This is a genomic window from Flavobacterium aquaticum, from assembly GCF_003259835.1.
Classification (GTDB): Bacteria; Bacteroidota; Bacteroidia; order Flavobacteriales; family Flavobacteriaceae; genus Flavobacterium; species Flavobacterium aquaticum.
The window spans coordinates 300110-324506 of the sequence record NZ_QLMI01000004.1 but is presented as its reverse complement, the minus strand read 5'-3'; the positions used below and the strand labels follow the sequence as shown (position 1 = coordinate 324506).

Genomic DNA, 24397 nt, shown 5'->3' with positions numbered 1-24397 from the left:
TATTCAATTTCTTATCTTGCAACACTAAAATTAATGTTCGTTGAACTATGATTAGCACCAAAAACATCACTTTTTCCTACACCAAAGACCAAATCTTTCACATGCCCGATTTGTATTGTGAAGCGGGAAGTACTTTGTTGATTACAGGTGATTCTGGAAAAGGAAAAACTACCTATTTGCATATTTTAGCAGGCTTGTTAAAACCAAAAACGGGCGAAATCGAAATCGATAAAACCGATATCGTTTCCCTTTCTGAAAAAGCAACCGATAAATTTCGTGGAAAACACATTGGAGTGGTTTTTCAAAAATCGCATTTTATTGGCGCGTTGACGGTTTTAGAAAATTTGGAAATGGCAAGTTGGTTAGCAACGGGTAAAAAGCATACGAAAAGAGCTAAGAAACTTTTAGAACAATTGGGAATCGAAAGCCAAGCGTCTAAATTACCATCGCAATTAAGTATTGGGCAACAACAACGTGTTTCGATTGCCCGAGCGTTGATGAATGAACCAAAAGTGCTTTTGGCAGACGAACCGACATCAAGTTTAGATGATAAAAATGCGGAGAAAGTAATCGAATTGTTGACTTCATTGTCGAAAGAATACAAAGCGGCTTTGCTAATCGTTACGCATGACAACAGAATTAAAGAAAGATTTATCAATAAAATTACCTTGATATGATAGCAAAATTAGCATGGAAAAATATATGGTTCAAACCATTAAATACCATCTTGAGTGTTGTTTTGCTAACCTCAAGTGTAGCGATTATTACGACTTTAGTTTTAGTCGAAAAGCAATTTGAAGAAAAATTTTCTAGTAATATTGATGGAGTTGATTTAGTAATGGGAGCGCAAGGAAGTCCATTACAATTGATTTTATCTTCTGTTTACCAAGTGGATTCTCCAACAGGAAATATTAGCTACGATTCGGCAAAAGTTTGGATGCAACATCCATTTGTTCAAAAAGCAATTCCATTGGCATTTGGAGATAATTATCGCGGTTATAAAATCTTAGGAACAACTCCTGATTATTTAGAAAAATATGGGGCAGAAATATCCGAAGGAAAACTTTTCGAAAAAAACTTCGAAGTCGTAATCGGAAGTGATATCGCTCAAAAATTAAGTTTAAAAATTGGAGATGAGTTTTTCGGTTCGCATGGTGATGCAGCTGAAGGAGAAGTTCATGACCATTACGGATATAAAGTTGTCGGAATTGCAAAACCAACAGGAAAAGTAGTTGATAATTTAATTTTATGTACGATTCCAAGTGTTTGGCAAATGCACGGCAGTCATGGTGAAGAAGAAAATCCTGCTCATGGTGAAGAAGGTCACATTCATGTAGAAGGAGAAGAACATCACGAAGAAGCAGACATGACTTTAGACGAACCTGGAATGGAAATCACAGCTGTTTTACTAAAATTCCGTAACAAAATGGGAATTGTAACTTGGCCAAGAATCATAGCACAAAATACTAAAATGCAAGTCGCTTCTCCAGCTATCGAAGTAAATCGTTTATTCTCTTTATTTGGAATTGGAATTTCAGCATTGCAATATTTAGCTTATGGAATTATGTTAATTTCAGGAATTTCGATTTTCATCGCTCTTTACAATACATTGAAAGAACGTGAAAATGAATTTGCCTTAATGCGTGTCAACGGAGCCAAAAGATTACAGCTTTTAAAAGTGGTAATGATTGAAAGTTTGCTTTTATGTGTGGTTGGATTTATTTTTGGTACGATTTTGGGAAGAGTAGGATTAAGTATGTTGTCCAACTCAGCCGAAGAAGATTTCAAAATGAGTTTCAATCCATACGAATTTATTTGGGAGAAAGAAGGAACTTTATTTTTACTAACTATATTTGTGGGCTTTATTGCAGCGTTAATTCCAGCTATAAAAGCCTACAATTTAAATATTTCAAAAACATTAGCAAATGCGTAATTATATTAAATTAAGTTTGGCTTTAGTCGTTTTTATTTCGATGATGAGCTTTTCAGGTAGTACAACTTCATCAGTAAAAACTACTAACAAATCATCAGTAGCAGCAGATACACTTACATGGAAAATGTTAGGTGATATCAAATATGTTCGTAAAAAACACGCGACTTATGGCGAAGTAGAATTTCCACAAGTGAACATGAAATTGAAAATGATGCAAAAGAAAACCGTTTTCATGAGCGGATTTATTGTGCCAATTGATAACAAAAACTATGCATTAAGTAAAAACGTATTCGCAGCTTGTTTCTTCTGTGGAAAATCAGGACCAGAGACTATTGCTGGAATCAAATTTAAAGGTGGCGCTTTTCCAAAGTTAAAAACCGATACCTATGTAACGTTGAAAGGAACTTTTAGATATAACGAAACCGACGTTGAAGATTGGATTTACCATATCGAAGACGCCGTAATTATCTCTCAAAGCAAATAAATTAGAAGCCCATTCGTTTGGGCTTTTTTTAATGGCTTGATCCCGCTGTCCGCTATACAAGGTGTCGCTCCCATCGGGGCTAAAACAATCATAAGGTTAAAACAATCAGTAGTAAATTAGAAACATACCGAAATCATAATTGGTGACAATTCGTGAAATTCGTGTTTAAAAATAAAATGAAATCATTCCAACATAAAAAACATCTCTTTTTCGATTTAGATCATACGCTTTGGGATTTCGATAAAAATTCAGGATTTGCGTTTGATACGATTTTCAAACAACAAGGATTTGATATTGAATTATCGGAATTTCTAAATATTTACATTCCCAGAAACCAACATTATTGGAAATTGTACCAAGTGAATCAAATTTCGCATGACGATTTACGTTATTATCGTTTGAAAGACGTTTTTGATGCTTTAAAATTTGAAGTTTCAGACGAAATGATTCATCATTTATCCGAAGAATATATCAAATATTTACCCGAATATAATCACTTGTTTGATGGCGCAATCGAGTTGTTGGATTATTTAAAACCAAAATATCAATTACATATTATAACAAACGGATTTGCTTCGGTTCAAACTAAAAAAATGAAAAATTCGAATATTGATCATTATTTTGAAACGATAACCAATTCAGAAATGGCTGGAGTTAAAAAACCACATAAAAACATATTCGATTTTGCCTTATCTTTGGCAAACGCTTCAAAAGAAGAAAGCTTAATGATAGGCGATAGTTATGAAGCTGATATCGTTGGAGCACAAGAAGCTGGCATTGAAGCGGTGTTTTTTAATGAACAAAATATTGTAGTTGAAAATCCAGTTTTACAAGTAAGTCATTTATTAGAATTAAAAAATATATTATAGTTATGAAGAAAGTAGTTTTAATTATCGGATTGTTTTTAAGTTTTGTTTCTGTTGCTCAAGAAAGTTATAAATACATCATTATTCCGTCTCAGTTTTCTTTTTTTACAGAGCCAAATAAGTTTGGACTTAATGAATTAAGCAAATCTTTTTTTCAAAGTGAAGGTTTTGAAGTGTATTACGATAATGAAAAACTTCCAGATGAATTATCTAAAAACAGATGTTTAGCTTTATATGCAAATGCTTTAGAAAACAACAATATGTTTGTAACTAAGATTCATTTTGAATTAAAAGATTGTACAAATAACGTGTTGCTAAAAAGTGAATTAGGAACAAGTAGAGAAAAACAATATAAATTAGCTTACACACAAACTTTCAGAGAAGCCTTATCATCACTTAAAGGAAAAATAAATTTTAAAAAAGCAGACGTAATTCAAAATGTTGAAGTTGTGGAAACTCCAAAAGAAGTAGTAGAAGTTTCTAAAAACGAAATTATTACTAGTAATGAAGCCACAAACACTTTATTTGCAATTCCAACGGCTAACGGTTATAAACTTGTAAACGATAAACCAGAAACGATTTTTGTTTTAAAGAAAACTTCTGCTGAAAATGTTTTTTTAGCTCATAAAGATTCTAGATCAGGTGTTTTAATGAAAAAAACTAGTGGTTGGTTTTTTGAATATTATGAAGGAGATAAATTGTTTTCAGAAAATGTTGAAGTTAAGTTTTAAGACTAATATCCGTACTTATCTTTCCATCGATTTTTCAAAAATTGACGTAATTCTTTTTCACGAGCATTTTCTCCTGGTTCAAAAAATTTAGTTTCAGATATTTCAGTAGGTAAAAATTCTTGTTCGGCAAAGTTGTTTGGGAAATCGTGTGAGTATTTGTATTCTTCTCCGTAACCTAATTCCTTCATCAATTTGGTTGGTGCATTTCGTAAATGAATAGGAACCGGTAGGTCGCCAGTTTGTTTGACCATTTGTTGCGCTTTTCCAATTGCCATATAACTGGCGTTGCTTTTTGCTGAAGTTGCTAAATAAATCGCACATTGACTCAAAATAATTCGGCTTTCTGGATAACCAATTGTCGTTACCGCTTGAAATGTATTATTCGCCATAATCAAAGCGGTTGGATTCGCATTTCCAATATCTTCACTAGCTAAAATTAGCATTCTACGGGCAATGAATTTTACATCTTCTCCACCTTCAATCATTCGGGCTAGCCAATACACCGCACCATTCGGGTCGCTTCCGCGAATCGATTTTATGAATGCGGAAACAATATCATAATGTTGTTCGCCAGTTTTGTCATACAATACCGTATTTTTTTGCACCAATTGCATTACTTTTTCATTTGTAATTTCAATGGTATCGCTTTCTGTAGCATTAATGACTAATTCGAAAATGTTTAATAATTTTCTTCCATCGCCACCTGAAAGTCTTAACAAAGCTTCAGTTTCTTTTAACTGAATATCTTTATTTTGTAATTGAATATCAGTTTTCATCGCACGATATAACAAGGCTTCCAAATCATCTTTAGTAAATGCATTCAATACATATACCTGACATCTTGACAATAAAGCGGGAATGACTTCAAAACTTGGATTTTCAGTCGTTGCTCCAATTAATGTAACCCAACCTTTTTCCACCGCCGCCAATAAAGAATCTTGTTGCGATTTACTAAAGCGATGAATCTCATCGATAAATAAAATCGGATTTTTAGCTGTGAATAAACCATTGCTTTGCTTCGCTTTTTCAATAACTTCACGAATGTCTTTTACACCCGAATGTATGGCACTTAGTTGGTAAAACGGACGTTTACTTTCTTGCGCCATGATTTGTGCCAAGGTAGTTTTTCCAGTTCCTGGAGGTCCCCATAAAATCAAACTTGGAATTAATCCTTTGGCAATTTGTTGTGTTAACGAACCTTCAGGTCCAACTAAATGCAATTGGCTGATGTAATCCGATAATTGTTGTGGGCGAATGCGTTCGGCTAATGGTTGATTCATGTCGTAAAATTACAAAAATATGCGATTCTTTTTAGTTTTACCACATAGAAACATAGGTTTTAAAATTATTGATTAAAGGCATTTCATTTATTTAAGATTATATAGACTTCGCTTTGTGAACTCTGTAAAAGTGTAACGCTATGAATACCTCAAAAGTCCTTCAAGTGGGCAATTTTCTTTGAAGGTTTATATCTTTTACCGAACTTTTTTAGAATCAATTACATTTTAATTCTAGAGGTTTTCTTTGGCTTACTTTGCGAAAAACTTAGCGACTTTGCGTTAAAAATTAAAAACTTATGTGACTATGTGTTTTAAATAAGTCTGCCATAATTTCATAATTATCTTTTTGGCTTTATCTTTGAGTTCGATTCAATATGGAAAAACAACACGATAATCCTTTTCAGTTTACAAAAGCGGTCATTTTATTGCCGTTATTTTTTGTATTGACTTTATGGTCGGTTTTTTGGTATGAATTACAATTTCAACATAATTTGTCTCATTTTGGAATTTATCCAAGAGAAGTGTATGGATTAAAAGGAATTCTATTTAGTCCATTTTTACATGGCGATATTGAGCATTTGGCAAATAATTCCGTTGCTTTATTAGTGTTGTTGCCAATCTTGAGATATTTCTATAAAGAGCAATCGTTCGTGGTTTTGCTTTTAGGAATTCTATTTTCAGGATTAGGAACTTGGTTGCTAGGAAGACCAAGTTATCACATTGGTGCGAGTGGATTAATCTATGCTTTAGTGAGTTTTATTTTCTTCAAAGGTATTTTTACCAAATATTATCGATTGGTAGCTTTATCATTTACCATCGTAATTTTATACGGAGGAAGTGTTTGGTATATGTTTCCTAATGTAAAAGAAGGTATTTCGTGGGAAGGCCATTTAGCAGGATTTCTTGTGGGATTAGCCTTGGCTTTAGTTCTAAAAACACCTCAATTTTCAAAACCTATTTTCTATGAATGGGAAAAACCCGATTTCAATCCTGAACTCGATCCATTCATGAAAAACTTCGATGAAAAAGGAAATTTTAATCCACCACCAAAACCTGAAGAAGTGATTAGAGAATATTTTAATTCTTCAATGAAAGTTGTTTATGAGTTTTTAGGAGGGAAGAAGTAATTTTCTATTGGATTGATTTGTAAAGCGTGTTTCTTTTGCTGCTTTTGTCTTTTGATAAATATCTAAAAACAATTTTCTTGTTAGTAATCTTGATGATTTTTAAAATTGAAGTTTCGTTCGTTTCATCATTATAAATTAACTCAATTATATTGTTTGAAAAACGATATTTACCTGTTAAAACTATAGAGACATCAAGTTTAATTTCTTCGATAAAAGTTCCGTCTTCTTTAAAAGTAAAACAACTTTGTTGGATAGTTGAGATTGTATTTTGTTCTTTAGAATTTGAGCAAAATTTTCCTATCAAAGTATTTTGACTAAATGATAAAATTGAAAAAAGAAAAATTAGACAAAAGAATATTTTTCTCATAATTATTAATTTTGAACACTGAACTACATTCTCTGTCTCAACGCTTCATACAAAAAAGCACCACAAGCTACCGAAACATTTAATGATTCAATAGTTCCAAACATTGGTAATTTTGCTTTTTCATCAACAATTTTTAATACAGAAGGATTCACACCTCGGTCTTCGCTACCCATAATAATGGCAACGCCTTCGTTGAAGTTGATGTCGTAAATGTGTTGGTCTGTTTTTTCTGTAGCAGCAACAGTTTTGATTCCGCTTCCTTGTAAATAGAAAATGGCATCTTTAATATGATCTACTTTGCAAATCGGCACATTAAAAACTGCTCCAGCCGAAGTTTTAACGGTATCACCATTCACAGGAGCTGAACCTTGTTTTTGGATGATAATTCCATCAACACCCGTACATTCAGCAGTTCTGATGATAGCGCCAAAGTTACGTGCATCTGACAATTGATCTAAAATTAGGAATAAAGGTTTTTTACCAGTTTCAATAACACTTTCAACCATAGTTTCTAATGCAACAAAAGAAATAGGAGCAATGGTTGCCACCGCACCTTGGTGATTATTTGGAGTTAATCGGTTTAGTTTTTCAACAGGAACGTAGGAGAAGTTGATGTTGTTTCTTTTCATCGTTTTCATCAAATCCTGCATCAAGTCGCCTTGTGCATCTTTTTGAACGAATACTTTATCAATTTCCTTTTTAGCGTTAATTGCTTCAATTATTGCTCTAATCCCGAATATTTGGTTGTCTTTTTCCATGTGGCAAAGGTATAAAAAAACCACTTCAATTGAAGTGGTTTTAAATTTATGTTTTTAGAACTTTTTGAGTTTATTTTTTTAAATTAACTCTGTTCCCTGTTCTTTTTGCTATTCTTCCTTGGAATACAACTTGGTTGTCTGGATTTGTAATGGTAAAAGTATGCCCCACTTTTGTAATTTCAAATGTTATAATTGCATTCGAGTTTCCATCATCTAATCCGCCTTGATCCATAGGGAAGTAAGAAGATACATTTTCAGTTTCTACTAATGGTATTCCTGGTTTGTTAAATGTAACAGAAGCAGGAATGTTTATTGGTTGACTATAACCTGAAGTTGTCCAAAGACTAACATCTAAATAATAAGTTCCATCAGGCATTGAAGTACTTAAAGTTAATTGTTCTGGACAATTGCTGTAACTAAAATCAATGTAATTGCCATCACTATCGATAAGCTCTAAGTCCATATCTAAGTCACAGTTATCAACGGTTGTTCCACCATCATCAAAAGTACCTGACCAATTTAAGTCGATTACTAAATCGCTTGAATTTTCAATGTTGATATCAAAAACTAAATCACCAACAGTTCCTAATAATGTTCTGTTAGAAACTACTTTTAATTTTAAGTTCTCTGTGCTTTCAATATCTAAATCGTTAAGTAAAGAGATGTCAACACTGTAAGATGTAGTATAAGCTGGAATTTCAAAAATGTAACCAACTGGTCCTCCATTTTCTTCAATCGCAACACAGTCAGGATCGTTACTACGACAGCCAGGAATTGAATAGTCTTCAAGATCTGTTGCTGTACTTTCGTCTAACATAACCAATCGGTATTGAATAGGCTTGTTGATAGCTTTATCTAAAGTGAAGTCTAAAGTTACTACATCACCTTCTTTAGCTGTGAAAGTTGTAGTACTCGATGTTAAAACAGGTTTTACTTTACTACCTAAATCAACATCGTCGTCGTTACAAGATGTAATTATTACAAGTGACGAAAAAAGCGCCGTTGTAAATAAGAATCGTAATATATTTATTTTTTTCATAATGAATCGATGTTAAAGTTTAGTGTATACTGCTGTAAAAGTTCTTCGTGCTGTACCGCTACTAAAGCCTCTAATTGAATAATACATGGTTATAGATTCTACTTCTCCAGTATCGGTGTCAAGTGTTACAAAACCTGAGTCGCTATCACCTTCAACTAAATTAGAGTAGTAGTCACCAAGATATTGTTCTTCAATTTGTATAGATTGACAAACATCATTGAATACAAAACCATCTCGAGGAGCACCATCAGAAGTTAAATCTCCATTTCCATAAGGACCTGTTGAAGAAGTTACATATTGACCAATACTAATTTCTGTAATTTCTTCATTTGGGAAATAGTAAGTTGTATTGTTATCAGTTCTTGTAACAACAAGGCTATATGTTCCAGCTAAGTTAGATTCACATTTTGCAATGGTAATTGTAATTTGCTTTTTATCATCAGCAATTACTGCATTATCTGAGTCTGTTCCTTCTAAATTGATTACAATTGTTTTAGGAGTATTTCCTGGAAGAATCGAAGGATCTACCGTAATTGGAATTTGAGTAAAATCTGAACCTGCAGCTAATGTTGTAGTTGAACCAGTGATTGTATAATCAGTGCCTTGAATGGCTGTACTACTTGGGTCAATTGTAAAAGAAACAACAATATCTTCATTTGATGGTGTTCCGTTAGCACCACCAACAAGGTTAATTTTTTCGTTGATTAAATAGGGCTCAGTATCAGCTCCTGTAAAAATATAAGAGTTAAAACTTTTGCTAAATCCTACAACTCTAGCACCATTTCCTGTGTTTTCATCATCGTCTTTAACACACGATGTTATCATTAAAAGAGCGAATAACGCTAATGATAAAATTTTAATTTTTTTCATATTTCTTTTTTTTATTCGTTCCAAAATATTTTACTAGTAAATGCTTGTGCTTCTGTTTGTTGAGGAACATTTGTTGTGTTTCCTGCGATTTCAGAACTTGGATACAGAAGACGAATTGGTCTTGAACTTCCTGGAGCTACTGTAGATAAAGGCACGTGAGCTGGGAATCCAGTTCTTGTGTTTTCAATCCAAGTTTCGGCACCATTAATTCCGTTTAAAGCAATCCATTTTTGGTTGATAATTGCCTCAATTTCGTTTCCTGCTGAACTATCCCAGTTAACAAGTGAGATAGATTGACTATAGTAGGTAATTGCATCACCTTCTGTTAATCCTAAAATTTTGTATGATTCTTTAATACCACTTTCGTATAAATCTTTAGCAGATCCTGTTAAATATCCTCTTTGTACAGCTTCTGCTTGAAGTAAGAAACTTTCTGCTGCAGTAAATATAATTCCGTCTTGAGCAGAGTTAATTAATAAACCAGGACCAATATGAGAAACAGGGTAGTTAGTAGCAGGTTCTAAAATGTCGCCTTGTTGATGACCTGCATATGACCCGTTTGATGCTGCTGCATAAATACGATTTCTTCTTGTATCGTTTGTATTAGTTAAATATTCAATAGTATATTTTGTTGCAGCAGTAGAACTATAATTGTTTACAAAAGCATCGTTTACATTTAAAAATAATGAAGCAAAACCGTTTTGTTTATTAGTAGCAGCTGCAAAACCAGGATTGATTTTTACATTATCATTAGCGCCTAAAAATTCAGCTCCATCAGCTTCCATTTCGTCAATTTTGTCTTGAACATAAGTTCCAGAAGCAGTTCTTCCTGATTCTCTTAGAAGAATTCTTAGTTTTAATGTGTTAGCAAATTTTTTCCAAGTTTCCATGTCGCCACCTAACATAACATCATTTCCGCCTGGGTTTAAGCTTCCAGCAGGAGCGTTGTCGATTAAAGCAATTGCTTCATCTAATTGAACAATTAAATTACGATAAATTAATAAGTCATCATCATACTCAGGCGTTAAATTAGTACTTCTTTTATGTGCTTCTGTGTATGGAATATCTCCATATAAATCTACTAGATATTGATAATAATACGATTTCATAATTTTAGCAATTGCTTTATAATTATCGTATTCTGTTCCTTCAGCGTTTTGAATAAATGTATAATTAGCAGTTCTAAGTTGTAAATTTTCAAAAATACTAGAATAAAAATCTGAAGTTACATTGTAATTGTGTTCATTAAAATAATAACTTGAGTTAGAAGCTCCAACATCTCTTGTCCAATTGTTCATCATAAGATTACCTAATTGGTTCATATCTCTTGCTAATGTATTGTAAGTGTACACTTGAGTGGCAGCAAGAACAATTGCAGGGTCTATATTTTCAGATGTCGGATTGTTTGGGTCTTCATTTACATCAAAAAAATCATCGCACGAATTCAGACTAGTAAGTACTACTAATCCAAAAGCTATATGTTTAAAAATATTTTTCATAGTATTTCTTAAAAAGTTAGGTTAAAATTGATTCCATAGGTTCTTGTTGGTGGAGCTTGATTTCCAGTACTAAGACCTATATTGTTACCTGTAGTGAATGAAAATTCAGGATCGGTATAATTTCTGTTTTCTTTTGGTAAAATCATGAAAACATTTCTAGCGTTAATGCCTACAGAGAAGCTGCTAATTCCAATTCTACTTAATAAATCTTTTGAGAAAGTGTATGATAAAGCAATTTCTCTACATTTGAATGCAGTTGCATCTAATACAAAGTTTTCGTCTATTTCTCTGTAAATTCCAGTATAGTAATCTTGTCCTCCAGATGTAGTAACTGAATTGTTTTGTGTATAAACTCCTGGTGAAGTTTCAACTACAGAGTTAGGGAAAATAAAAGGTTGTCTTCCACCTTGAGCAGTAGAAATATCAGTTCCGTTTTGAACTAGACCATCTTTAATCCCTGCATAAAATACGTGTCCAGTTCTATAGTCAAATACTCCAGAAAGTTTGAAGTTTTTGTAAGTTAATGAACTTGATAAACCTAAAATATAGTCAGGAGTTGTTTTTCCTAATTTTACATTGTTGGCTTTTAATGGGTCTCCAGAAGAAGCGTCAATTATAATATTTCCGTTTTCATCTCTTTGGTAACCTGTACCAACAATCATTGGAAATTGCTCTCCTGCAATTGCCGCAATACCAGCAGTTCCTAAATAATCACCAACTGCTGCTTGAACAGAAGTTTCGGTTACTTTTTCTACAGTTGTTTTTGGTGCACTGTAGCCAAAACGAATATCCCAAGTTAAATTGTCATTTTTAATAGGGGTTAATCCTAAATCTAACTCAAGACCAGTTGATGTAGATTCACCTACGTTTATAGTAGCTACGTTAGCTCCAGAAGCAAATGAAGGAGAAGTCTGAAGAATTTGATCTGTGTTTTTTGAAGTATAGTAACTCGCATCAAAAGTAATTCTTCTTTTAAAGAATTCTAAATTTATATTAATTTCTCTAGAGATAAGGTCTTCGTTTTTCAAGTTCATATCCGTTAGCGTAGGATCTAAAACGAAAGAGTTGATTGTGCTGTATGGGAAACCTGCAGTTTCACCACTAATAAATCGATCATTAATATCGTAAGGATTTATAGCTGCGTTACCAACTTTTACAATACTAGCTGAAATTTTAGCATGAGTTAACACATCGCCACCAAAATTTTCAAAAGCTTTAGTTGGGATAAATGAAACTCCAGCACTACCATAATTAAAAGACCTGTTATCTGGATTTAAAACAGAGGTTAAGTCATTTCTGAAAGTTAAATTTACATATAAATAATCTTTATATCCAAAATCGAAGTTTCCAAAAATCGAAGCGTTTCTTTGTTTTGATTTAAAATCGTATGGAACTACACTTCCTGTAATATTTGAAATATTGTATATGCCTGGCACAACTAAACGTTCTCCTTTCATAGAAGAAGCATTTGATTCAATATTTGTAATGTTGTTACCAATGTTTGCTTTGAATGAGATGTCATTAGTAAGCATGTAGTTAAAATTTAATAAGAAATCAGAATATATTCTTCTTGAATTACTATTATTAACTTCATAAGAAGAGACATAATCAAAAGGAGAATCCCAATAAACGACTTCTGCTTTATAACCATTGAAAAATTCATAACCATTAAAAGAAGTTGTTCTAAAACTTGCTCTGTAAATTGCATCGATGTTTTTATTGAATTTATATCCAATTTCTCCGACACCTTCAATAGTTTGCCCTTTTGAATCAATTCTTTCATTTTTAAGTCTCCAGTATGGATTTAATTCCCAATACGTCCAGTGTGTTGCATTGTCAGGATTTGAAAATGCTTCAACAGGTACATTTACAGGGACTTGAGTTAAAGAGTTGTAAATAGAACCTTCTACACCTCCAGCCGTATTTTGGTGACTTGTAGTATAACGAACATTTGCATTTAAACTCCATTTATCATTTGATTTCCCAGCACTAAAGTAAAAGTTATTCTTTTTAAATGAGTCTGTTGGAATAATTCCACTAGTTTCTTGATTTCCAATAGAAAGATTTACATAGCCATTTTCGTCGCCAGAAGAAACTGCAATAGAGTTTAACATGGTGGTTCCAGTGTTGAAAAATGGTTTGTAGTTGTCTTTAATAAAAGAGTAAGGCATTAAAGTTTGTTCCAAACCAGTTGGTTGAAGTGAACCGTCTAATTCTGCGCCCCAACTTGTATTTTCTGTAAAATCCTGTGCGCCTTGATAGCCTTGTCCAAATCTGTTTTGAAGTTTTGGTAACATTGAAACCTCTTCAAAAGTAACTGAAGTGTTTATAGCGATGTTAAATTTATTTTGGTCTTTGTTTCCTTTTTTCGTAGTAACGATAATCGCTCCATTAGCTCCAAGAGAACCATATAAAGCGGCTCCGTTGGCTCCTTTAATAACGTTTATGGATTCAATGATTTCAGGGTTTAATTCTGCTAAAGCTCCTGAAGTGGAAATAACGCCATTAATTACAATTAAGGCTTCATTGTTTCTAGAAATAGAACGGAAACCACGTAACTGAATTCTTGTACTAGGATTTACACCATTATTGATAGTGTTAATTTGCAAACCAGATACTTTTCCAACTAATCCAACGGCAGCATTTGTTGCTTTCGCTTGATTTAGTTCGTCTGTTTTTACAACTTGAGATGCTGTTGTAATTTCATCTGGTTTTCTTTTTATACCTAAGGCTGTAACTACAACTGATTCCAATTCAGTTACATCCTCTTTCATCGTAATATTGATTTTAGAAGATGATACAACTACTTCTTGTGGCAACATTCCGATGAATGAAAAAACAAGAACTGCTCCATCATTTACTTTGATTTCGTAGTTTCCGTCAAAATCAGATTGAGTTCCGTTTTTAGTTCCTTTTTCAATGATGGTTACACCTGCTAGAGGCACTCCTCCTTCATCGATAATTGTTCCTGTCACAGATTTTGCCTGAGCAAAAAATTGCTGACTTAGCAATAGTGCCAAGAAGGTTAATAATAATTTAGTTTTTGATTTCATATTGGTTGATTTGAATTTATAATTCAAAAATCAGAAATTTTTTATAACAAACCTAATATAATATTAACTTTTTTATAACATTTTTTGTACAAAATCAAAAATTTGTCTTAAAACTTATGTGAATAATCGAATTTGATAGTTTTATCGCTTGGTCGCTCGTGCTTCCATTAGCGTAAACTAAATTGAACAATCCGTTTTTGGTAAATAACCCAAATCCGAAGCCTAATCCTAAAATTTTATCATCAATCGCAGCTGTTTTGTCTTGAAAATAGCCGTAATCGGTTATGGAGTGAACATATAAATTCGGTGCGACTAAATAGCGATATTCTGCCATAATTCCGCTAAAAACATTCGCTTGTAAGCTATTTTCGTTAAAACCTCTAATTGAATTGATGCCTCCAAATCGAAACAACTCGTTAATTATATAATCATCACTTTGTAAATAAAAAGTCTGATTTCTTAAATAAATGCTGTTTTTTGGATTTAAATTAAAATTGTAATTCAAATCCAATTGGGTAAAAAACTGATTCGTTTTTTGAGATGTAATTGTTCGATTTCCTGTTCCTGCTTTTATGAAGATTCTTGCTTTTTCAGGAAAAATGAAATTTTCGTTATCAAAATCGGTATATTCAAAACTCGAAGTCAAAAATGTGTTCGTAAAATCATTCAAACTAAATGAATTTGTATTTTGAATATCTACTGAAGTGGTTTTTTGATAACCAATATAAGCTTTTGTGTTGTATGAAAAATAATAACCTAAATTCAAATCGGTCACAGTGTTCTGAAAAGTGGAATCTTGTTTAAAAATTCTCAAATTGGCTTTAATTCCAATCGGACTTTTAAAGATGTACGGCAATTCTGTTCCGATGTTAAACGAAGTTTGTTTGTTGCCGTCGTTTTTCCAGTACAAATTAAATTTTTCACCCGTGTTTAAAATGTTTTGCAATTGCAAATCTAAATAGCCATTAAAAGTTAATTTACTTTGGTCGTCGTTTGAAAATCCAATGAAACCATCAAATTTATTGGGTTTTGATTTTTCAACGTAAACGAAAATCTTGGTGGAATCTGTTGTAAATAAAATTTCTGGATATTTGATTTGATTAACGAAGTGCAACTTGTCAAAAGTATCGTTAATCTGTTTTAAATTGTCTTGATTGAAAGTTGCTTTTTTGGCTTTTTTGGTAATTGCTTTTTTAATTCCTGCTGGAAATTTATCGTAACCTACAATGACTAAATCGGTAATATTTCTTTTAGCATTGAGTTTTATTTGTAAATCGGAAATTAAATTATTTTCAATTCTTCGTTGATTGACTAATTGTAAATTGGCAAGTGAATACCCTTTCTTTTCTAAAAGCGTAATTTTGCTCTTCATGAAATTTTCAACTTCATTGGTAGCAATAGTTAAAGTGTCTTTCTCTAATTGTAATAGCGATTTTTCTTCGGCAGAAAGTTTACCTATATATATAGTGTTGCTTTTTATCGAATTTCCTAAATTGTATATAAAAACAAAACTGCTGTCGTTTGCTTTTTTTTGTTCCAATAACTGCCAATCAAAAAAACCTTGATTCGTCAACTTGTTTTCAAAACGTTTTTGTTCTTCCAAAATAGAAGCCACTGAAGCGTGTTTAGTTTCGTATTGTAAACTATCGATGTTTTTGTTTTCAATTTCCGAAGCTCCTTTTATGTTTAAATAGAAATTTTGTCCCAATGAAAATTGGAAGCAAAAAAACAGTAGTAAACCCAAGAGTAATTTCATAGCAGTAAAGAAACGAAAAAAAGTAAAATAAATTTTATATCTATTTTGTCATTCTGAACTTGTATCATAATCTAACGCAACAATTCATGTGATTTTTTGTCTTTCTTTTTTGTAACACAATACCAATCAAATTACTACAAAAATCAAATCGCATTGAAAATTAATAAATTATGATTTGGAAAGTAAAAAATAATTCCTACATTTGCAACCCCGTAAAAAGCGGGAATTTTAAACAGTAAAAATTTTTAGTATTTAATTATGCCAACAATTCAACAATTAGTAAGAACAGGGAGAACCCAAATAACTAAGAAGAGTAAATCGGCTGCTTTAGATTCTTGTCCTCAAAGAAGAGGTGTGTGTACTCGTGTTTACACAACAACTCCTAAAAAACCAAACTCAGCAATGAGAAAGGTAGCTAGGGTTCGTTTAACAAACGGTAACGAGGTGAATGCATACATTCCTGGAGAAGGTCACAATCTACAAGAGCACTCGATAGTATTAGTTAGAGGTGGAAGAGTAAAAGATTTACCAGGTGTACGTTACCACATCGTACGTGGAGCATTAGACACTGCGGGTGTTGCAGGAAGAACACAACGTAGATCTAAGTATGGAGCAAAACGTCCAAAACCAGGACAAGCACCTGTACCAACTGGAAAGAAAAAGTAATTTAAAAATCTTTTAAAGAAAAGACATGAGAAAAAGAGCGGCCAAAAAAAGACCCCTTTTACCAGATCCAAAATTTAACGATCAGTTAGTAACACGTTTTGTAAATAACTTAATGTGGGATGGTAAAAAATCAACAGCTTTTAAAGTTTTCTATGATGCATTAGAAATCGTTGAAACTAAAAAGCAAGATGCAGAAAAAACTGCTTTAGAGATTTGGAAAGATGCATTAACTAATGTTATGCCTCACGTAGAAGTTCGTTCACGTAGAGTGGGTGGAGCTACATTTCAAATTCCAATGCAAATTCGTCCAGATAGAAAAATTTCTTATGCTATCAAATGGATGATTCTTTATGCAAGAAGAAGAAACGAAAAATCAATGGCAGGAAAATTAGCTTCTGAAATTTTAGCTGCGGCTAAAGAAGAAGGTGCTGCTGTTAAGAAAAGAATGGATACTCACAAAATGGCAGATGCTAATAAAGCATTCTCTCACTTTAGATTTTAATTCGTATAGAAATGGCTAGAGATTTAAAATATACAAGAAATATTGGAATTGCTGCTCACATTGATGCTGGTAAAACAACAACAACTGAGCGTATCTTATTCTATACAGGAAAATCACACAAAATTGGTGAAGTACACGATGGTGCTGCAACAATGGACTGGATGGCGCAAGAGCAAGAAAGAGGTATTACAATTACTTCTGCTGCAACAACTTGTGAGTGGAATTTTCCAACAAACCAAGGTAAAGTTTTACCTGAGTCTAAATCGTACCACTTTAACATTATCGATACTCCTGGTCACGTTGACTTTACAGTAGAGGTAAACCGTTCGTTGCGTGTATTAGATGGTTTAGTATTCTTATTTAGTGCGGTTGATGGTGTTGAGCCTCAATCTGAAACTAACTGGAGATTAGCTGATCAATATAGAGTTCCACGTATGGGATTCGTAAACAAAATGGACCGTCAAGGTTCTAACTTCTTAGGAGTTTGTCAGCAAGTAAAAGATATGTTGAAATCAAACGCAGTAGCGATTACTTTACCAATTGGTGAAGAAGCTGATTTCAGAGGAGTAGTTGACTTAGTTAAAAATCAAGCTATTGTATGGCATGATGAAACTCAAGGTGCTACTTTCGATATTATCGACATTCCTGCTGATATGGTTGACGAAGTAAAAGAGTATCGTTCAATTTTAATTGAAGAGATTGCTACTTACGACGAAAACTTATTAGAAAAGTATATGGAAGATGAAAACTCAATTACTGAGGATGAAATCAACAATGCTTTACGTGCAGCTACAATCGACATGGCTATCATCCCTATGATTGCTGGTTCTTCTTTCAAAAATAAAGGAGTTCAATTCATGTTAGATGCAGTTTGTAAGTATTTACCATCTCCATTAGATAAAGAAGGTATCGAAGGAATTCATCCTGATGATGCTGATTTATTAGAAGAAGATCAAAAGAAAATTATCCGTCGTCCTGATACAAAAGAGCCTTTCGCGGCTTTAGCATTTAAAATTGCTACTGACCCTTATGTTGGTCGTTTAGCTTTCTTCCGTGCTTATTCAGGTCGTTTAGATGCTGGTTCTTATATCTTGAATACACGTTCAGGAAATAAAGAAAGAATTTCTCGTATCTATCAAATGCACGCTAACAAACAAAATCCAATCGAATATATTGAGGCTGGAGATATTGGGGCTGCTGTAGGATTTAAAGATATCAAGACTGGAGATACAATGTGTGATGAAAAACACCCAATTATTCTTGAGTCAATGAAATTCCCTGATCCAGTAATTGGTATCGCGATTGAACCTAAAACAAAAGCTGACGTAGATAAAATGGGTATGGCTTTAGCTAAATTAGCTGAAGAAGATCCAACGTTTACAGTTAGAACTGATGAAGCTTCAGGTCAAACGATTATTTCAGGTATGGGTGAGTTACACTTAGACATTCTTGTAGATCGTATGAAACGTGAGTTCAAAGTTGAGGTTAATCAAGGTGAGCCACAAGTTGAGTACAAAGAAGCGTTTACTAAAGCGGCACAACACAGAGAAACTTACAAAAAGCAATCTGGAGGTCGTGGTAAATTTGGTGATATCGTTTTCCGTTTAGAGCCTGCTGATTTAGTAGATGGTAAAGCTCCTATGGGGTTACAGTTTGTTAATGAGGTAAAAGGTGGTAACGTACCAAAAGAATATATTCCTGCTGTAGAAAAAGGATTTAGAGAAGCTATGAAGCAAGGTCCTTTAGCAGGTTATGCAGTTGATAGTTTAAAAGTTACATTATTAGATGGTTCATTCCACCCTGTGGATTCTGATGCTTTGTCATTCGAATTAGCAGCTAAAATGGGTTATAAAGAAGTAGCTAAAGCTGCAGGAGCTGTTGTTCTTGAGCCAATCATGAAAATTGAAGTTATTACTCCAGAAGAAAACATGGGTGATATCGTAGGTGACTTGAATCGTCGTAGAGGTCAAGTGAATGATATGGGTGATAGAAATGGTGCTAAAACTATTAAAGCTAATGTTCCTTTATCAGAAATGTTTGGTTATGTTACTACATTAAGAACATTATCTTCTGGTAGAGCTACATCTACAATGGAGTTTTCTCACTATGAAGAAACACCTTCTAACATTTCAGAAGCTGTAATCAAAAAAGCAAAAGGTAACGCTTAATTTTTAAAGAGATGAGTCAAAAAATCAGAATAAAATTAAAATCTTACGATCACATGTTGGTTGATAAATCAGCAGAAAAGATTGTAAAAACTGTAAAAAGTACAGGTGCTGTGGTAACGGGTCCAATTCCATTACCTACTCACAAAAAGATTTTTACTGTATTACGTTCTCCACACGTTAACAAAAAATCAAGAGAGCAATTCGAGTTAAGTTCTTATAAGAGATTGTTAGATATCTACAGCTCTTCTTCTAAAACTATCGATGCTTTAATGAAATTAGAGTTACCTTCAGGAGTTGAAGTAGAAATTAAAGTGTGATAAACACTATTGCAAAAATGCAATGATTTAATAATAAAAAACCGTTAATGTGAAAGCATTACGGTTTTTTTCTTATCATTTTTAGTGTGTAAAATGTGCTTTTTTTAGCTAAATTTTACTTAACTATTTATTTTTGCGATAATTAAAAAATAATTTATATATTTGCACCCTCAAAATGAGTAGTGTGCAAATACTATTTGTATTATAAATAAGAGTTTAATTAATAATTAGTTTAATATGTCTGGGTTAATCGGAAGAAAAATTGGCATGACTAGCATCTTTGATGAGAACGGGAAAAATATTCCTTGTACTGTTATCGAGTGTGGTCCATGTGTTGTTACCCAAGTCAGAACCAATGAAGTAGACGGATATTCTGCTATTCAGTTAGGTTTCGATGACAAAGCTGAAAAACGTTCAATTAAAGCTGAGTTAGGTCACTTTAAGAAAGCGGGAACAGCTGCGAAGAAAAAAGTCGTTGAATTCAAAGGTTTTGAAGAGGAGTACAAATTAGGCGATGTAATCGCTGTTGACTTATTCACAGAAGGTGAATTTGTTGATGTTGTTGGTGTATCAAAAGGTAAAGGATTCCAGGGGGTTGTAAAACGTCATGGTTTTGGTGGTGTTGGACAAGCTACGCATGGTCAACATAACCGTTTGAGAGCGCCTGGTTCTGTAGGAGCTTCATCTTATCCGTCAAGAGTATTCAAAGGAATGCGTATGGCTGGAAGAACTGGAGGAGAAAATGTAACAGTACAAAACCTTAGAGTTTTAAAAGTGGTTGGTGAGAAAAATCTTTTAGTTGTAAAAGGTTGTGTTCCTGGTCATAAAAACTCTTATGTAATCATTCAGAAGTAATGGAAGTAAAAGTTTTAGATATCAACGGAAAAGAAACTGGAAGAAAAGTTCAACTTTCTGATTCAGTTTTCGCAATTGAGCCTAATAAACATGCTGTATACTTAGATGTAAAGCAATATTTGGCTAATCAAAGACAAGGTACTCACAAAGCTAAAGAAAGAGCTGAGGTTGCTGGAAGTACTCGTAAAATTAAAAAACAAAAAGGAACAGGTACGGCTCGTGCTGGATCTGCTAAAAATCCATTGTTTAAAGGTGGAGGTACAGTTTTTGGACCAAGACCAAGAAGCTATTCATTTAAATTGAATAAAAACTTGAAAAGATTAGCTCGTAAATCGGCTTTATCTTTAAAAGTAAATGAGTCAAATTTAGTGGTAGTTGAAGATTTTACATTTGAAACACCAAACACTAAAAATTTCATTAACGTATTGAAAGCTTTAGGGTTAGAGAATAAAAAATCTTTATTTGTGTTGGGCGATACAAATAAAAATGTATATTTGTCGTCACGCAATTTAAAAGCGTCTAGCGTTGTAACTACTTCAGAATTAAGCACTTATGCAATTTTAAATGCAAAAAGTTTAGTTCTTTTAGAAGGTGCTGTAGACGGAATTGAAGCTAATTTAAGTAAATAATAAGATTATGAGCATCATAATTAAGCCTATTATAACTGAGAAAATAACTAAAGATGGTGAAGTTTTTAACCGTTTTGGTTTTGTAGTTGCAAAAACTGCTAACAAAATTCAAATCAAAAATGCTGTAGAAGCGGCTTTTGGTGTGAATGTAGTTGCAGTTAATACAATGAACTACAGAGCTGATAGAAGTGTTAAATATACTAAAAGTGGTTTAATCAGTGGTAAAACAAATGCTTACAAAAAAGCAGTTGTTCAAGTTCAAGAGGGAGAAACAATAGATTTTTATACTAATATCTAATAGAAAATGTCAGTTAGAAAATTAAAACCTATTACCCCGGGTCAGCGATTTAGAGTTGTTAATAGCTTTGACACTATTACAACTGATAAGCCGGAGCGTTCTTTGATCGCACCGAAAAAAAACTCTGGAGGTAGAAATAGTCAAGGAAAAATGACCATGCGTTATACAGGCGGTGGTCACAAACAAAAGTATCGTATCATTGATTTTAAAAGAACTAAAGTAGGTATTCCTGCTACGGTTAAAACAATCGAGTACGATCCAAACCGTTCAGCTTTTATTTCATTATTGTATTATGCAGATGGAGCTAAAACTTACATCATTGCTCAAAATGGATTACAAGTTGGACAAACTGTAGTTTCTGGTGAAGAAGCATCTCCAGAAATTGGAAATGCAATGCCTTTAAGTAAAATTCCTCTAGGAACTGTTATTTCGTGTATCGAATTAAGACCAGGTCAAGGAGCTGTTATCGCTCGTTCAGCAGGAACTTTCGCTCAGTTAATGGCAAGAGATGGAAAATATGCAACAATTAAAATGCCTTCAGGAGAGACAAGATTAATCTTGTTAACTTGTATGGCTACAATTGGAGCAGTTTCTAACTCAGACCACCAATTAATTGTATCAGGAAAAGCTGGTAGATCAAGATGGTTAGGTAGAAGACCTAGAACAAGACCAGTAGCAATGAACCCAGTTGATCACCCAATGGGAGGTGGTGAAGGACGTTCATCTGGAGGTCACCCACGTTCAAGAAAAGGTTTACCTGCTAAAGGTTATAGAACTCGTTCTAAAGTTAACCCGAGTAATAAGTATATTGTAGAACGTAGAAAGAAATAATTAGATAGACATGGCACGTTCATTAAAAAAAGGACCATTCGTTCACTTTAAATTAGAGAAGAAAGTTCAAGAAAATATTGCAGGTGGTAATAAAGGTGTTGTTAAGACTTGGTCTAGAGCATCAATGATTACTCCAGATTTCGTTGGACAAACTATCGCAGTTCACAATGGTCGTCAATTTGTTCCAGTTTATGTAACTGAGAACATGGTAGGACACAAATTAGGAGAGTTTTCACCAACAAGATCTTTTAGAGGTCATGCTGGGGCTAAAAATAAAGGTAAAAAATAATAGGAAGCTATGGGAGTTCGTAAAAGAGAAAGAGCAGAGCAGACTAAAGAGGCAAAAACACAAGTTGCTTTTGCTAAATTAAATAACTGCCCTACTTCACCAAGAAAAATGCGCTTAGTTGCGGATTTAGTTAGAGGTCAGAAAGTAGAATTAGCTCTTAATATATTAAGATTTAGTCAAAAAGAAGCTTCAAGAAAATTAGAGAAATTGTTGTTATCAGCAATTAATAACTATCAGCAAAAAAATGCTGATGCTAATTTAGAAGAAGCTGGCTTATTTGTAAAAACGATTACTGTAGATGGTGGTATGATGTTGAAAAGACTTCGTCCAGCTCCACAAGGTCGTGCACACAGAATTAGAAAGCGTTCTAATCACGTAACAATCGTGTTAGGATCAAATAATAACACACAAAGCAATTAATAAACAGTATGGGACAAAAGACAAATCCAATCGGAAATAGACTTGGTATCATCAGAGGATGGGACTCAAACTGGTATGGAGGAAATGATTACGGTGATAAAATCGCTGAAGATGCTAAAATCCGTAAATACATCCATGCACGTTTATCAAAAGCTAGTGTATCAAAAATAATTATCGAGAGAACTTTAAAACTTGTAACCGTTACTATCACTACTGCTAGACCTGGTATCATTATCGGTAAAGGTGGGCAAGAGGTAGACAAGTTAAAAGAAGAACTTAAGAAAATTACTGACAAAGAAGTTCAAATCAACATCTTTGAAATTAAAAGACCTGAACTTGACGCTTATTTAGTAGCTACAAGTATCGCTCGTCAAATTGAAAGTAGAATTTCTTACAGACGTGCAATTAAAATGGCTATTGCTGCTGCAATGCGTATGAATGCAGAAGGTATCAAAGTACAAATTTCTGGTCGTTTGAATGGAGCTGAAATGGCACGTTCAGAAAACTTCAAAGAGGGTAGAATTCCATTGTCAACTTTCAGAGCTGATATCGATTATTCATTAGGTGAAGCACATACTACTTACGGTAGAATGGGTATCAAAGTATGGATAATGAAAGGTGAGGTTTATGGAAAAAGAGATCTTTCTCCGTTAGTAGGAATGGACAAACAAAAGTCTAAACCTTCAGGATCTTCTGCTCCTAAGAGAGATGGTAAACCAAACGCACGCAAAAGAAAGTAATTATTTAAACTAAAGAAAAATGTTACAGCCTAAAAGAACAAAATACCGTAAGGTACAGAAAGGTAGAATGAAAGGCGTTTCTCAAAGAGGACACGAGCTTTCAAATGGAATGTTTGGTATTAAATCTTTAGATTCTTCATTTATTACTTCTCGTCAAATTGAAGCAGCTCGTATCGCAGCAACACGTTTCATGAAAAGAGAGGGTCAATTATGGATCAAAATATTTCCAGATAAGCCTATTACAAAGAAACCATTAGAAGTACGTATGGGTAAAGGTAAAGGTGCAGTTGAATATTGGGCTGCAGTTGTTAAACCTGGTAAAATTATGTTTGAAGTTGGAGGCGTGCCTCTGTCAGTAGCAAAAGAGGCTTTACGTCTTGCTGCTCAAAAACTTCCTGTTAAAACTAAGTTTATCGTTGCTAGAGATTTCGAAGCATAATCAAAATTTATTATGAAACAATCAGAAATTAAAAATCTATCTGCAGCTGAGTTACAAGAACAACTTAGTCAGTTAAAGAAAACGTATACCGACCTAAAAAATGCTCATGCAATATCTCCAATTCAAAATCCTCTTCAGTTAAGAACTTTAAGAAGATCAGTTGCGAGATTACACACAGAGTTAACTAAAAGAGAGTTACAATAATTGTACACTAGCTGAAAGATGGAAAAAAGAAATTTAAGAAAAGAGAGAATTGGTGTGGTGACTTCAAATAAAATGGAGAAATCTATTGTTGTGTCACAAACTACAAAAGTGAAACACCCATTATACGGTAAGTTCGTGTTGAAAACTAAGAAATATGTTGCACACGACGAAACAAACGATTGTAACATTGGAGATACTGTAAGAATTATGGAGACACGTCCATTAAGTAAATCTAAATGTTGGAGATTAGTTGAAATCATTGAAAGAGCGAAGTAA

General features: G+C 33.4%; 28 protein-coding genes. 20 read left to right on the top strand and 8 right to left on the bottom strand.

Annotation, left to right across the window (positions count from 1 at the left end):
• The first annotated feature begins 47 nt into the window (after positions 1–47).
• The 5 genes from B0I03_RS08360 (at position 48) to B0I03_RS08340 (ending at position 4014) form a co-directional block, all read left to right on the top strand.
• Positions 48–677 (top strand): ABC transporter ATP-binding protein, encoded by a 630-nt coding sequence (locus B0I03_RS08360; RefSeq protein ID WP_111566975.1) that lies wholly within the window; start codon positions 48–50, stop codon positions 675–677.
• The gene (locus tag B0I03_RS08355; protein ID WP_111566974.1) at positions 674–1933 is read left to right on the top strand and encodes an ABC transporter permease; all 1260 of its coding nucleotides are present in this window, start codon (positions 674–676) and stop codon (positions 1931–1933) included. The genes B0I03_RS08360 and B0I03_RS08355 overlap by 4 nt, the downstream gene beginning before the upstream one ends.
• Entirely contained in the window at positions 1926–2417 is a 492-nt protein-coding gene (locus tag B0I03_RS08350) for a hypothetical protein (RefSeq protein ID WP_111566973.1), read from the top strand. Before B0I03_RS08355 ends, B0I03_RS08350 begins: the two co-directional genes overlap by 8 nt.
• Before the next feature lie 176 nt (positions 2418–2593).
• A complete protein-coding gene (locus tag B0I03_RS08345; RefSeq protein ID WP_111566972.1) occupies positions 2594–3286 on the top strand; it encodes a YjjG family noncanonical pyrimidine nucleotidase in 693 nt (230 codons plus the stop codon).
• Positions 3287–3288: 2 nt separating this feature from the next.
• On the top strand, positions 3289–4014 hold the full coding sequence (locus tag B0I03_RS08340; protein WP_111566971.1) for a hypothetical protein: 726 nt from the start codon (positions 3289–3291) through the stop codon (positions 4012–4014).
• A gap of 2 nt (positions 4015–4016) precedes the next feature.
• Here B0I03_RS08340 and B0I03_RS08335 read toward each other — a convergent pair whose 3' ends face one another.
• Positions 4017–5294 carry a replication-associated recombination protein A gene (locus B0I03_RS08335; RefSeq protein ID WP_111566970.1) on the bottom strand — a complete coding sequence of 426 codons (1278 nt, stop codon included), beginning with the start codon at positions 5292–5294 and terminating at the stop codon, positions 4017–4019.
• A 374-nt stretch (positions 5295–5668) separates the two neighbouring features.
• Here B0I03_RS08335 and B0I03_RS08330 point away from each other — a divergent pair, with 374 nt between their 5' ends.
• Positions 5669–6421 carry a rhomboid family intramembrane serine protease gene (locus tag B0I03_RS08330; RefSeq protein ID WP_111566969.1) on the top strand — a complete coding sequence of 251 codons (753 nt, stop codon included), beginning with the start codon at positions 5669–5671 and terminating at the stop codon, positions 6419–6421.
• A gap of 4 nt (positions 6422–6425) precedes the next feature.
• Here B0I03_RS08330 and B0I03_RS08325 read toward each other — a convergent pair whose 3' ends face one another.
• From B0I03_RS08325 to B0I03_RS08295, 7 genes are all read right to left on the bottom strand, one after another.
• Positions 6426–6788, bottom strand: coding sequence for a hypothetical protein (locus tag B0I03_RS08325; RefSeq protein ID WP_146603276.1), 363 nt, complete (start codon positions 6786–6788; stop codon positions 6426–6428).
• A gap of 23 nt (positions 6789–6811) precedes the next feature.
• Positions 6812–7546, bottom strand: coding sequence for a 23S rRNA (guanosine(2251)-2'-O)-methyltransferase RlmB (rlmB, locus tag B0I03_RS08320; protein ID WP_111566967.1), 735 nt, complete (start codon positions 7544–7546; stop codon positions 6812–6814).
• 70 nt (positions 7547–7616) lie between these two features.
• The gene (locus B0I03_RS08315) at positions 7617–8585 is read right to left on the bottom strand and encodes a hypothetical protein (RefSeq protein WP_111566966.1); all 969 of its coding nucleotides are present in this window, start codon (positions 8583–8585) and stop codon (positions 7617–7619) included.
• A gap of 12 nt (positions 8586–8597) precedes the next feature.
• Positions 8598–9455: a hypothetical protein gene (locus B0I03_RS08310; RefSeq protein ID WP_111566965.1), complete on the bottom strand. Its 858-nt coding sequence runs from the start codon at positions 9453–9455 to the stop codon at positions 8598–8600.
• Positions 9456–9466: 11 nt separating this feature from the next.
• Positions 9467–10954 carry a SusD/RagB family nutrient-binding outer membrane lipoprotein gene (locus tag B0I03_RS08305; protein ID WP_111566964.1) on the bottom strand — a complete coding sequence of 496 codons (1488 nt, stop codon included), beginning with the start codon at positions 10952–10954 and terminating at the stop codon, positions 9467–9469.
• An 8-nt stretch (positions 10955–10962) separates the two neighbouring features.
• Positions 10963–14007 (bottom strand): SusC/RagA family TonB-linked outer membrane protein, encoded by a 3045-nt coding sequence (locus B0I03_RS08300; protein ID WP_111566963.1) that lies wholly within the window; start codon positions 14005–14007, stop codon positions 10963–10965.
• A 94-nt stretch (positions 14008–14101) separates the two neighbouring features.
• The gene (locus B0I03_RS08295; protein WP_245902975.1) at positions 14102–15715 is read right to left on the bottom strand and encodes a BamA/TamA family outer membrane protein; all 1614 of its coding nucleotides are present in this window, start codon (positions 15713–15715) and stop codon (positions 14102–14104) included.
• Positions 15716–16021: 306 nt separating this feature from the next.
• Here B0I03_RS08295 and rpsL point away from each other — a divergent pair, with 306 nt between their 5' ends.
• The 14 genes from rpsL to rpsQ all read left to right on the top strand — a co-directional run bounded on the left by rpsL (position 16022) and on the right by rpsQ (position 24397).
• Positions 16022–16429 carry a 30S ribosomal protein S12 gene (gene rpsL / locus B0I03_RS08290; RefSeq protein WP_111566961.1) on the top strand — a complete coding sequence of 136 codons (408 nt, stop codon included), beginning with the start codon at positions 16022–16024 and terminating at the stop codon, positions 16427–16429.
• Between the two features lie 25 nt (positions 16430–16454).
• Positions 16455–16931: a 30S ribosomal protein S7 gene (gene rpsG, locus B0I03_RS08285; RefSeq protein WP_026725645.1), complete on the top strand. Its 477-nt coding sequence runs from the start codon at positions 16455–16457 to the stop codon at positions 16929–16931.
• Positions 16932–16942: 11 nt separating this feature from the next.
• Entirely contained in the window at positions 16943–19099 is a 2157-nt protein-coding gene (fusA, locus tag B0I03_RS08280) for an elongation factor G (RefSeq protein WP_111566960.1), read from the top strand.
• 11 nt (positions 19100–19110) lie between these two features.
• On the top strand, positions 19111–19416 hold the full coding sequence (gene rpsJ / locus B0I03_RS08275) for a 30S ribosomal protein S10 (RefSeq protein WP_008254495.1): 306 nt from the start codon (positions 19111–19113) through the stop codon (positions 19414–19416).
• A gap of 237 nt (positions 19417–19653) precedes the next feature.
• A complete protein-coding gene (gene rplC, locus B0I03_RS08270; protein WP_111566959.1) occupies positions 19654–20271 on the top strand; it encodes a 50S ribosomal protein L3 in 618 nt (205 codons plus the stop codon).
• Entirely contained in the window at positions 20271–20900 is a 630-nt protein-coding gene (gene rplD, locus B0I03_RS08265; RefSeq protein ID WP_026725642.1) for a 50S ribosomal protein L4, read from the top strand. Before rplC ends, rplD begins: the two co-directional genes overlap by 1 nt.
• A 7-nt stretch (positions 20901–20907) precedes the next feature.
• A complete protein-coding gene (gene rplW / locus B0I03_RS08260; protein WP_111566958.1) occupies positions 20908–21198 on the top strand; it encodes a 50S ribosomal protein L23 in 291 nt (96 codons plus the stop codon).
• Positions 21199–21204: 6 nt separating this feature from the next.
• A complete protein-coding gene (rplB, locus tag B0I03_RS08255; protein ID WP_073583328.1) occupies positions 21205–22029 on the top strand; it encodes a 50S ribosomal protein L2 in 825 nt (274 codons plus the stop codon).
• Positions 22030–22039: 10 nt separating this feature from the next.
• Entirely contained in the window at positions 22040–22318 is a 279-nt protein-coding gene (rpsS, locus tag B0I03_RS08250) for a 30S ribosomal protein S19 (protein WP_008254487.1), read from the top strand.
• A gap of 9 nt (positions 22319–22327) precedes the next feature.
• Complete coding sequence (rplV, locus tag B0I03_RS08245) at positions 22328–22738, top strand: 50S ribosomal protein L22 (RefSeq protein ID WP_111566957.1); 411 nt, start codon at positions 22328–22330, stop codon at positions 22736–22738.
• An 8-nt stretch (positions 22739–22746) separates the two neighbouring features.
• Complete coding sequence (rpsC, locus tag B0I03_RS08240; RefSeq protein WP_073583322.1) at positions 22747–23478, top strand: 30S ribosomal protein S3; 732 nt, start codon at positions 22747–22749, stop codon at positions 23476–23478.
• Between the two features lie 19 nt (positions 23479–23497).
• Positions 23498–23917 (top strand): 50S ribosomal protein L16, encoded by a 420-nt coding sequence (rplP, locus tag B0I03_RS08235; RefSeq protein WP_008254483.1) that lies wholly within the window; start codon positions 23498–23500, stop codon positions 23915–23917.
• 12 nt (positions 23918–23929) lie between these two features.
• Positions 23930–24121 carry a 50S ribosomal protein L29 gene (gene rpmC / locus B0I03_RS08230; protein ID WP_073583320.1) on the top strand — a complete coding sequence of 64 codons (192 nt, stop codon included), beginning with the start codon at positions 23930–23932 and terminating at the stop codon, positions 24119–24121.
• A gap of 18 nt (positions 24122–24139) precedes the next feature.
• On the top strand, positions 24140–24397 hold the full coding sequence (gene rpsQ, locus B0I03_RS08225) for a 30S ribosomal protein S17 (RefSeq protein WP_026725636.1): 258 nt from the start codon (positions 24140–24142) through the stop codon (positions 24395–24397).

Excerpts from the sequence above, each read along its gene's own strand:
- B0I03_RS08350 (WP_111566973.1), top strand. The coding sequence starts at position 1,926 with ATGCGTAATTATATTAAATTAAGTTTGGCTTTAGTCGTTTTTATTTCG.
- rpsS (WP_008254487.1), top strand. The coding sequence starts at position 22,040 with ATGGCACGTTCATTAAAAAAAGGACCATTCGTTCACTTTAAATTAGAG.
- rpsG (WP_026725645.1), top strand. The coding sequence starts at position 16,455 with ATGAGAAAAAGAGCGGCCAAAAAAAGACCCCTTTTACCAGATCCAAAA.
- rpmC (WP_073583320.1), top strand. The coding sequence starts at position 23,930 with ATGAAACAATCAGAAATTAAAAATCTATCTGCAGCTGAGTTACAAGAA.
- B0I03_RS08340 (WP_111566971.1), top strand. The coding sequence starts at position 3,289 with ATGAAGAAAGTAGTTTTAATTATCGGATTGTTTTTAAGTTTTGTTTCT.
- B0I03_RS08305 (WP_111566964.1), bottom strand. The coding sequence starts at position 10,954 with ATGAAAAATATTTTTAAACATATAGCTTTTGGATTAGTAGTACTTACT.
- B0I03_RS08330 (WP_111566969.1), top strand. The coding sequence starts at position 5,669 with ATGGAAAAACAACACGATAATCCTTTTCAGTTTACAAAAGCGGTCATT.
- rplD (WP_026725642.1), top strand. The coding sequence starts at position 20,271 with ATGGAAGTAAAAGTTTTAGATATCAACGGAAAAGAAACTGGAAGAAAA.
- B0I03_RS08315 (WP_111566966.1), bottom strand. The coding sequence starts at position 8,585 with ATGAAAAAAATAAATATATTACGATTCTTATTTACAACGGCGCTTTTT.
- rpsL (WP_111566961.1), top strand. The coding sequence starts at position 16,022 with ATGCCAACAATTCAACAATTAGTAAGAACAGGGAGAACCCAAATAACT.
- rpsC (WP_073583322.1), top strand. The coding sequence starts at position 22,747 with ATGGGACAAAAGACAAATCCAATCGGAAATAGACTTGGTATCATCAGA.
- rlmB (WP_111566967.1), bottom strand. The coding sequence starts at position 7,546 with ATGGAAAAAGACAACCAAATATTCGGGATTAGAGCAATAATTGAAGCA.
- B0I03_RS08355 (WP_111566974.1), top strand. The coding sequence starts at position 674 with ATGATAGCAAAATTAGCATGGAAAAATATATGGTTCAAACCATTAAAT.
- B0I03_RS08300 (WP_111566963.1), bottom strand. The coding sequence starts at position 14,007 with ATGAAATCAAAAACTAAATTATTATTAACCTTCTTGGCACTATTGCTA.
- rplB (WP_073583328.1), top strand. The coding sequence starts at position 21,205 with ATGTCAGTTAGAAAATTAAAACCTATTACCCCGGGTCAGCGATTTAGA.
- rplC (WP_111566959.1), top strand. The coding sequence starts at position 19,654 with ATGTCTGGGTTAATCGGAAGAAAAATTGGCATGACTAGCATCTTTGAT.
- B0I03_RS08360 (WP_111566975.1), top strand. The coding sequence starts at position 48 with ATGATTAGCACCAAAAACATCACTTTTTCCTACACCAAAGACCAAATC.
- B0I03_RS08345 (WP_111566972.1), top strand. The coding sequence starts at position 2,594 with ATGAAATCATTCCAACATAAAAAACATCTCTTTTTCGATTTAGATCAT.
- rplP (WP_008254483.1), top strand. The coding sequence starts at position 23,498 with ATGTTACAGCCTAAAAGAACAAAATACCGTAAGGTACAGAAAGGTAGA.
- rplW (WP_111566958.1), top strand. The coding sequence starts at position 20,908 with ATGAGCATCATAATTAAGCCTATTATAACTGAGAAAATAACTAAAGAT.
- B0I03_RS08310 (WP_111566965.1), bottom strand. The coding sequence starts at position 9,455 with ATGAAAAAAATTAAAATTTTATCATTAGCGTTATTCGCTCTTTTAATG.
- rplV (WP_111566957.1), top strand. The coding sequence starts at position 22,328 with ATGGGAGTTCGTAAAAGAGAAAGAGCAGAGCAGACTAAAGAGGCAAAA.
- rpsQ (WP_026725636.1), top strand. The coding sequence starts at position 24,140 with ATGGAAAAAAGAAATTTAAGAAAAGAGAGAATTGGTGTGGTGACTTCA.
- B0I03_RS08325 (WP_146603276.1), bottom strand. The coding sequence starts at position 6,788 with ATGAGAAAAATATTCTTTTGTCTAATTTTTCTTTTTTCAATTTTATCA.
- fusA (WP_111566960.1), top strand. The coding sequence starts at position 16,943 with ATGGCTAGAGATTTAAAATATACAAGAAATATTGGAATTGCTGCTCAC.
- B0I03_RS08335 (WP_111566970.1), bottom strand. The coding sequence starts at position 5,294 with ATGAATCAACCATTAGCCGAACGCATTCGCCCACAACAATTATCGGAT.
- rpsJ (WP_008254495.1), top strand. The coding sequence starts at position 19,111 with ATGAGTCAAAAAATCAGAATAAAATTAAAATCTTACGATCACATGTTG.